The organism is Roseateles sp. P5_B10, assembly GCF_056400485.1.
Map to the genome: position 1 here is coordinate 1 of NZ_JBFULE010000205.1, position 7,616 is coordinate 7,616.

The window sequence follows — 7,616 nt, forward strand, 5'->3', positions numbered from 1 at the left end:
GAGCAGATGCAGAGCGACATCCTGCTCGGCGCCGACGTCGCCCAGGCCGAGGCCCAGGCGCGCTCGCAGCGCAGCTTTGCCGAGTCCGTCATTGCGGGCCAGAAACCGACGGTCAACCTGACCGGCAGCGCCAGCGCGATGTTCCGCAGCGGCCCCGGCGAGTCGCGCTCCAACGACGTTGGCGCCGGCGTGTCCGTCACCATCCCCATCCTCCAGCCCGGCGCCCACGCCCAGGCCAGTGCCGCCGTGCAGCGCTACCGGGCCACCGTGCTGCAGCGCGACGAGGCCATCGAGGCCAAGCGCTACCGCCTCTTGGAGATGAACGAGGTCGGCACTTCCACGCTGGATCGCGCCCGGCRCATCGTCGAGATCCTGCGCAACAGCGACCGCGTGCGCGCGTCGACGCTGCAGCAGTGGCAGCAGCTCGGCCGCCGCTCGCTGTTCGACGTGATGGCCGCCGAGGGCGACTACTACTCGATGCGGGTCGCCCATGTGAACGCGATGTTCGACGCGCAGCAGATCGTCGCGCTGATCTGGAGCATGGGCCGCGGTGTGGCGGCGCCCTTGCGCTGACGCGGCCGAGGGATACTGAACAGTCCAAGCATGGGAGATCAATCGATGATGGATGGCAGCGGCGCTTTTGTGCACTCGCACGCCCTGGTCGAGTCCACGCAGATCGGGCCGCGTACGCGCGTCTGGGCCTTCGCCCACATCCTGCCCGGCGCCCGCATCGGCGCCGATTGCAACGTCTGCGACCACGTCTTCATCGAGAACGAGGTGGCGGTTGGCGACCGGGTGACCGTCAAGTGCGGGGTCTATCTGTGGGACGGCATCACGCTGGAGGATGACGTCTTCGTCGGCGCCAACGCTGCCTTCAGCAACGACCCCGCGCCGCGCAGCCGCAGGAAGCCCACGGAGTTCCTCAAGACCCGCGTTCGCGCGGGTGCCAGCATCGGCGCCAATGCCACCATCCAGGCCGGCCTGACCATCGGCCCGGGGGCGCTGGTGACGGACGGCGCCGTCGTCACCCGCGACGTGCCGCCGCGAGCCATCGTTGCCGGCAACCCGGCCCACATCGTCGGCTACCTCGACACGCCCGAGGTCCAGGTCAGCGGCCCCGCCATCTCCGCGCATCGGCTCGGCGACGCATTGCCCGCCCTGCAGGCGCGCGGTGCACGGTTGCATGCGCTGCCCAAGATCGTCGACCTGCGCGGTGCGCTGAGCTTCGGCGAGATCGACGCCCACCTGCCGTTCACGCCGCGGCGCTTCTTCATCGTCTACGACGTGCCCAATGAGGAGGTGCGCGGCGAGCACGCACACCGGGCCTGCCATCAGTTCCTCATCTGCGTGAAAGGCAGCTGCACCATCGTGCTGGACGATGGCGAGCACCGCGACGAGCTGCGCCTGGACAGCCCCAAGGTCGGGCTGCACATCCCGCCCATGGTCTGGGGCATCCAGTACCGCTTCTCGCCCGATGCCGTGCTGCTGGTGCTGGCCTCGGACACCTACGACGCGGGCGACTACATCCGCGACTACGACGACTTCCTTGCCGCCGTCGGCAACGCGCCCGCATGAAGCTGCCCTTTCTGGACCTGCAACCCACCTATGCCGCCTCGCGCGCGGCCATTGACGCGGCGCTCAGCCGCGTGGCCGGCAGCGGCTGGTTCATCCTCGGCCGCGAGCTGGAAGCCTTCGAGTCGCAGTGGGCGGCCTATTGCGGCGCGGCCCATGCCGTGGGCCTGGGCAACGGCCTGGACGCCCTGCACCTGGGCCTGCTGGCGCTCGGCGTGGGGGAGGGCGACGAGGTCATCGTGCCGGCCAACACCTACATCGCCACCTGGCTGGCCGTCAGCCAGTGCGGCGCCACGCCCGTGCCCGTCGAACCCGACCTGCGCACCTACAACATCGACCCGGCACGCATCGAGGCGGCCATCACGCCGCGCACCCGCGCCATCCTGCCCGTGCACCTCTACGGCCAGCCGGCCGACATGGACGCCATCAACGCCATCGCCAGCAAGCACGGCCTGCGCGTGCTGGACGACTGCGCCCAGGCCCACGGCGCGCGCTGGGGCGGCCGCGTCGTCGGCAGCCAGGCTGATGCCTCGGCCTGGAGCTTCTACCCCGGCAAGAACCTCGGTGCCATGGGCGACGGCGGCGGCCTCACGACCAACGACCCCGCCGTGGCCGACCGCGTTCGCGTGCTGCGCAACTATGGCTCTCGGGTCAAGTACCACAACGAGGTCAAGGGCCTGAATTCGCGCCTGGACGAGATGCAGGCCGCCGTGCTGGCGGCCAAGCTGCCCGACCTGGACGCGCTCACCCAGCAGCGCCGGCATATCGCCGCGAGGCTGCTGGACGGCCTCGCTGGCGCCAACCTTGTGCTGCCCTTCGTGCCCGAGCCGGCCGAGCCGGCCTGGCACCTGTTCGTCATCCGGCATCCCGAGCGCGATCGCCTGCAGCAGGCCCTGGCCGAGCGCGGCATCGGCACGCTGATCCACTATCCCGTGCCACCGCATCTGCAGCCGGCCTATGCCGAACTGGGCATGGCCGTCGGCAGCCTGCCGCTGACCGAGCAGATCCACCGCGAAGTGCTGAGCCTGCCCCTGTGGCCCGGCATGTCCGACGCCCAGGTGGACCAGCTGATCGGCACCGTACGGGCGCTGACCTGAGCAAAGGAGCCGCCATGCCGATCACTTTGGTCAAGCCCGCCCGCGTGCTGGGCAAGAGCATCGTCCTGCGTGACGCCACGGTGGATGATGCCGAGTTCATCGTCGGCCTGCGCACCGATCCGGTCAAAGGCCAGTACCTCTCCAAGACCTCGTCCGACGTGGCCGCGCAGCGCGCCTGGCTGCAGGCCTATGCCGGCGATGACAGCCAGGTCTACTTCATCATCGAGGACCACGCCGGCACCCGGCACGGCACCGTGCGGCTGTATGACCCGCAGGGCGACTCCTTTTCCTGGGGCTCCTGGATCCTGGCCGACGACCGTCCCAGCGGTTTCGCGGTGGAGTCGGCGCTGATGGTCTACCGCTATGCCCTGAGCCTGGGCTTCACCGCCTCGCACTTCAGCGTGAGAGTGGGCAACGAGTCGGTCTGGAAATTCCACGAGCGCTTCGGCGCCGTGCGCACGCGGGAGGAGGGCGAGGACTACTTCTACGCCATCTCCCGCGAGGCCATGGAGGCCTCATTCGAGAAGTACAGGAAATACCTGCCCGACGGCATCGCCGTCATCGCGCGCTGACCCCCGGTCCCTCAATGACTCAATACCTGAACCTGGTGCAGCGCCTGGATGGCCTGCAGGCCGCGGGCGACTGGCCGGCGATGTTGATGGAACTCAGCAACACCGTCATCGCGCTGCTGAATGACCCGCGGGCCAAGGGCCTGGTCTTCGGCTCCGCCGAGATGGACCGCTTCTGCCTGGCAGCGGGCGCCCTGGCCGCGCGCCAGCTCAACCTGGCAACCCCCGAGAGCTATCACGACCACCTCGCCGTGCACGTGGCCACCGAGCTGTACGACGGCCAGGGCGGCCACTCGCTCGCGCTGAAGGACGTCATCCGCGCCCGGCCCGACCTCACCCATGTCGTGGTGGTGACCAATCTGCATGAGCGCGAGTTGCCCCTGCAGAACTTCCTGGCCGACCTGCCGCCCACGGTGCAGATGCTGCTGGCGCCGCCCATGCAGCTGCGCGACAAGCTCCAGTGGCTGCACCTGCAGCTCGCCACGCTCAAGCCCGGGCTGTTGACGCTGTTCCATCACCACTACGACGTGGCCGCGGTCGGGGCCGCGCAGCCGGGCGTGGCGCGCGAGATCGCCTATTTCCACCATGCCGACCACGACATGGCCCTGGGCGTCTACCTGCCGCATGCGCTGCATGTGGACTGCACCAACCTGTCCTTCCACAAATGCCAGCACTTTCTGGGCGTGCACCACGCGGTCTACTGGCCGCTGACCGCGCCTGACCAGGGCGCCCGCGCGGGGCATGCCTTCATGGCCGGTGGCGAGTTGCGCACCTGCTCACACGGCTCGGCGGGCAAGTTCATCGCCCCGGCGCGCTACGACTATCTGGACGTCATCCTGCGCCGCCTGGCCGAGGTGGGGGGCACGCACCTGCACATCGGCATGCTGCCCGGCCCCGTCATCGACGCCTTTCGCGACCGGCTGACCGGCGCCGGCGTTGACCCGGCGCGCTTCCAATACCAACCGCCGGTGCGCAGCCTCTGGAACCATCTGCGCGACGGCGATGTCGACCTGTGCATCTCGTCCTTTCCCTTTCAGGGGGCCAAAGGCCTGGTCGAAACCCAGGGCGCGGGCCTGCCGGTGCTGATCCAGCAGAGCACGCTGTCCAAACACCACTCCACGCGCGACCTCATCTACGAGGAAGCACTGTGGTGGGAAACGCCGGACGACTTCATCCGCGTGCTGGCCGCGCAGACGCCTGAGTCCCTGGCCGAGCAGTCCCGGGCCTCGCGCCGCTTCTACGAGCAATGGCACCACCCGCGCGAGCTGGCCTATGCGCTCAACAACGCCCGCCGCACGGCTCCCTGCCCACCGGTGCGCAACCCGCCTTGCGACACGCTGGCCCTCTACCTTCGCTAGCCCCTCGTGATCGACCTCGTCTGCGCCACCCGCTGCACGCCCGATGAGTTCTGGGGCAAGTCCGCCCTGGGCCTGTCGCTGCGCCGCATGACCCATGACGACCGCCTGCTGCCCCGCGTCTATTTCGAAAACAGCCGCGGCCTGCCCATCCTCTACAACGAGCGCATCGCTGCGGCCGACGCGGCGCCAGTCTTGGCCTTCATCCACGACGATGTCTGGCTGGATGACTACTTCTTCTACGAGCATGTGATGGCGGCCCTGCACGCCTTTGACGTCATCGGCGTCGCCGGCAACAAGCGCCGCGCGCCGATGCAGCCGTCCYGGGCCTTCCCGACCACCAAGTTCGAATGGGACGACCGCGCCAACCTCAGTGGCATCGTCTCCCACGGTACCGGCCCCTTCGGCCAGATCTCGGCCTTCGGGCCCGTGCCGGCGGAATGCGAACTGCTGGATGGCGTGCTGCTTGCCGCCAGGCGCGACACGCTGCGTGCCAGGCAGGTGGGCTTTGACGAGCGCTTTGACTTCCACTTCTACGACATGGACTTCTGCCGCAGCGCCCGCACCGCCGGCCTGCGCCTGGCCACCTGGCCGATCGCCATCACCCACCAGAGCGAGGGTGGCTTCGGCTCGAACGGCTGGATCGAGAACTACAAGAAGTACATCGGCAAGTGGGGCGAGTAGGCCCGCTCAGGCTTCGAGAGAGATCTCTCGACGGCCCGTGCCCCTGAGTCTGCGCGGCGAGCAGCCGAATTCGCGACGGAAGGCCTTGTTGAAATTTGACAGGTCGGCCCAGCCGGTGTCGTAGGCCACATCCGTCACCGGCCGGCGGGTGTCGCGCAGCAGGCTCAACGCATGCATCAGCCTCGTGCGCATCAGGTACTGGTGCGGCGTCACGCCGATGGACTGGCGAAACACGCGCAGCAGATGGAAAGGGCTGAGGCCGGCGACCTGGGCCACCTCATCAAGGGTCAGCGCCTCGGCGCTGCGTGTCTCGATGCAATGCGCTGCCGCGCGGGCACGCTCATCCTGTCGTGGCAAGGCGGCCGGGGCTTCGCCATCGATCAGGGCGCGATGCACCTGCGACACGATGGCCAGGGTGGCTTCCTCCAGCGCGAAACCCTCGTCGCCGCCAGTGTCCAGCCCCTGGAAGAGGGCGGCGACCCGCGGCAGCGGCGGCAGGCAGGCCCGTGAGAAGCGATTCGCCGCCTTGGCGACACCGAGGGCGCCCAGCGTTTGCTCGAGCAGGTCTGGCGACAGTGACAGCACCGTGCAGTCGTCACCCGAGCCATCACTGTCCTCGTGCGAGCAGGCATAGCCCTCGCCGACATTGCCCAGCATCAACCAGCCGGCGTTGAGCAGGGCGCCACCGGCCCGCGTGCGATAGGTGAACTGGCCGCGGTCCACCAGCGTGATCGAGAAGGCCGGATGCTCCTCGTCGACCGCCCGCTCGCCCCGGCCGGCGCGGCACTGGCAATGCATCAGCCGCAGCCCGGCACCGCGCTGCAGCGGGCGGTAGCGGCGCTCGGCCTCGGCCGGGGAGTGCGGGGGCAGGGACATCGGCGCATCGTAGGAGGGCGGATGTGCAGAAGCTGTCAGCAGGCATCGCAGTTTTTGCCAAGTTTTCTGCGGCGGCCTTCCCTAGGCTGCGTGCCATGAAAAACCTCCTCACCCTCCTCTCTCGCTCCGTCTGGCTGGCCGCACTCGCCACGGCACCCGCCTTCGCCGCCGACCACCTCGACACGCCCACCGTCATCGCCGACCCGGCTGCGGACATTGGCGATCTCTTCGCCTGGACCTCGGCTGACGGCAAGCGGCTCAATCTCGTCATGGACATCGTCGGCAAACGCTTTTCCGACCAGGTCCAGTATGTTTTCCACGTCGACAGCGGCCAGGCCCTGGGCCGCACCTCGGCCACCACCCGCCTGGTCTGCCAGTTCGACGCCGCGGGCGCCGCCAGTTGCTGGGCCGGCCGCGCCGATCGCCTGCAGGGCGACGTCAGCAGCCCACAGGGCCTGGCAGGTCGGGGCGGGCGCTTTCGCGTCTTCGCCGGCCTGCGCGACGACCCCTACTTCAACAACGTGCGCGGCACGCGCAGCGCCTTGAATGCCGCTGGTGCTGCCATCCAGGCTGGCCAGGCACCGCAGGACGCCAGCGGCTTTCGCCGCTTCGATGCCGAGACGCTCAAACGCCTTCCCCAGCTCTGGGGCCAAACTCAGGGCGGCCCGGCGCGCAACTTCCTGGCGGGGTGGACGACCTCGGCCATCGTTGTCTCGGTTGACCTCGACCTCGTCAAAACCGGCGGCCCGCTGCTGGCCGTGTGGGGCCGCAGCGAGCGCCGCCAGCTCGCGCCGGCCAATGAACCACCGCCGCCCGGCGCACCCATCGACCGCATGGGCCGCGCGCTGACCGGCAACGCCCTGCTGGCCACCGTCGGCGAGGAAGACATCGCCAACCTGCTGAAGGAGGCCTACAACCGCGCCGACCCCGCCGGCTGGCCAGGCTTTGCCACCGAGATCGGCCGCAACCTGGCGCTGTATGACAGCTTCGATGGCGTGGCCGGCAACCAGTGGCTGGCCGATGCGCAGGACGCGACGCCCGGTCGCTACAAGCGCTTGGCCGAGCTGCTGGCCGACGACCGCCTCTGGGTCGACAGCCGGCAGACGCGCTGCCTGCATTACCTCGCCGTCGAGCGCAGCGCCTTGGGGGCGCCGCCACTGGCGGACTGCGGTGGTCGCACGCCGCTGCAGAACGTCAATGCCGTGTTCCGCTCGCTGCTGATCCGCGGCACGCCAGATGTCGCCGACGACGGTGTCACGCAGGACGACCACGAGCACTCCACCACAGCTTTCCCCTTCCTGTCCGCGCCATGAACCGCAACACGCTTGTCGCCCTGGCCATTGCCGTTCTCTCAGGGTGCGCCGCGCCGCCAGCCACCACCACCCTGGGCAGCATCGCGCTGATCAATCTTGACGACCAGCTGCGGCGCCAAGCCGACGATCCAGCAGCGCTCGACCTGTGGC

The 7,616-nt window shown here is 69.1% G+C and carries 8 protein-coding genes; 7 read left to right on the forward strand and 1 reads right to left on the reverse strand.

The window, feature by feature from the left end; translation table 11 throughout:
* From AC1DU6_RS14320 to AC1DU6_RS14345, 6 genes are all read left to right on the forward strand, one after another.
* Positions 1 to 573, forward strand: a 573-nt coding sequence (locus AC1DU6_RS14320; protein ID WP_477857869.1) for a TolC family protein, incomplete at its 5' end; no start/stop codon positions are given.
* Between the two features lie 30 nt (positions 574 to 603).
* A complete protein-coding gene (locus AC1DU6_RS14325; protein WP_235531951.1) occupies positions 604 to 1,575 on the forward strand; it encodes a WxcM-like domain-containing protein in 972 nt (323 codons plus the stop codon).
* Complete coding sequence (locus tag AC1DU6_RS14330; RefSeq protein WP_056196522.1) at positions 1,572 to 2,669, forward strand: DegT/DnrJ/EryC1/StrS family aminotransferase; 1,098 nt, start codon at positions 1,572 to 1,574, stop codon at positions 2,667 to 2,669. The genes AC1DU6_RS14325 and AC1DU6_RS14330 overlap by 4 nt, the downstream gene beginning before the upstream one ends.
* A 14-nt stretch (positions 2,670 to 2,683) precedes the next feature.
* Positions 2,684 to 3,241, forward strand: a complete 558-nt coding sequence (locus tag AC1DU6_RS14335) for a GNAT family N-acetyltransferase (RefSeq protein WP_457325474.1) — start codon at positions 2,684 to 2,686, stop codon at positions 3,239 to 3,241.
* A 14-nt stretch (positions 3,242 to 3,255) separates the two neighbouring features.
* Entirely contained in the window at positions 3,256 to 4,596 is a 1,341-nt protein-coding gene (locus AC1DU6_RS14340; protein WP_477857872.1) for a hypothetical protein, read from the forward strand.
* A 6-nt stretch (positions 4,597 to 4,602) separates the two neighbouring features.
* Complete coding sequence (locus tag AC1DU6_RS14345) at positions 4,603 to 5,277, forward strand: hypothetical protein (protein ID WP_477857873.1); 675 nt, start codon at positions 4,603 to 4,605, stop codon at positions 5,275 to 5,277.
* A 6-nt stretch (positions 5,278 to 5,283) separates the two neighbouring features.
* Here the strand turns inward: AC1DU6_RS14345 and AC1DU6_RS14350 are convergent, their stop codons facing one another.
* Entirely contained in the window at positions 5,284 to 6,153 is an 870-nt protein-coding gene (locus tag AC1DU6_RS14350; RefSeq protein WP_457324513.1) for an AraC family transcriptional regulator, read from the reverse strand.
* A 95-nt stretch (positions 6,154 to 6,248) separates the two neighbouring features.
* Between AC1DU6_RS14350 and AC1DU6_RS14355 the strand changes: the two genes are divergently transcribed.
* The gene (locus AC1DU6_RS14355) at positions 6,249 to 7,466 is read left to right on the forward strand and encodes a hypothetical protein (protein WP_457324514.1); all 1,218 of its coding nucleotides are present in this window, start codon (positions 6,249 to 6,251) and stop codon (positions 7,464 to 7,466) included.
* The last annotated feature ends 150 nt before the right edge of the window (positions 7,467 to 7,616 follow it).

Excerpts from the sequence above, each read along its gene's own strand:
- AC1DU6_RS14325 (WP_235531951.1), top strand. The coding sequence starts at position 604 with ATGGGAGATCAATCGATGATGGATGGCAGCGGCGCTTTTGTGCACTCG.
- AC1DU6_RS14330 (WP_056196522.1), top strand. The coding sequence starts at position 1,572 with ATGAAGCTGCCCTTTCTGGACCTGCAACCCACCTATGCCGCCTCGCGC.
- AC1DU6_RS14335 (WP_457325474.1), top strand. The coding sequence starts at position 2,684 with ATGCCGATCACTTTGGTCAAGCCCGCCCGCGTGCTGGGCAAGAGCATC.
- AC1DU6_RS14340 (WP_477857872.1), top strand. The coding sequence starts at position 3,256 with ATGACTCAATACCTGAACCTGGTGCAGCGCCTGGATGGCCTGCAGGCC.
- AC1DU6_RS14350 (WP_457324513.1), bottom strand. The coding sequence starts at position 6,153 with ATGTCCCTGCCCCCGCACTCCCCGGCCGAGGCCGAGCGCCGCTACCGC.
- AC1DU6_RS14355 (WP_457324514.1), top strand. The coding sequence starts at position 6,249 with ATGAAAAACCTCCTCACCCTCCTCTCTCGCTCCGTCTGGCTGGCCGCA.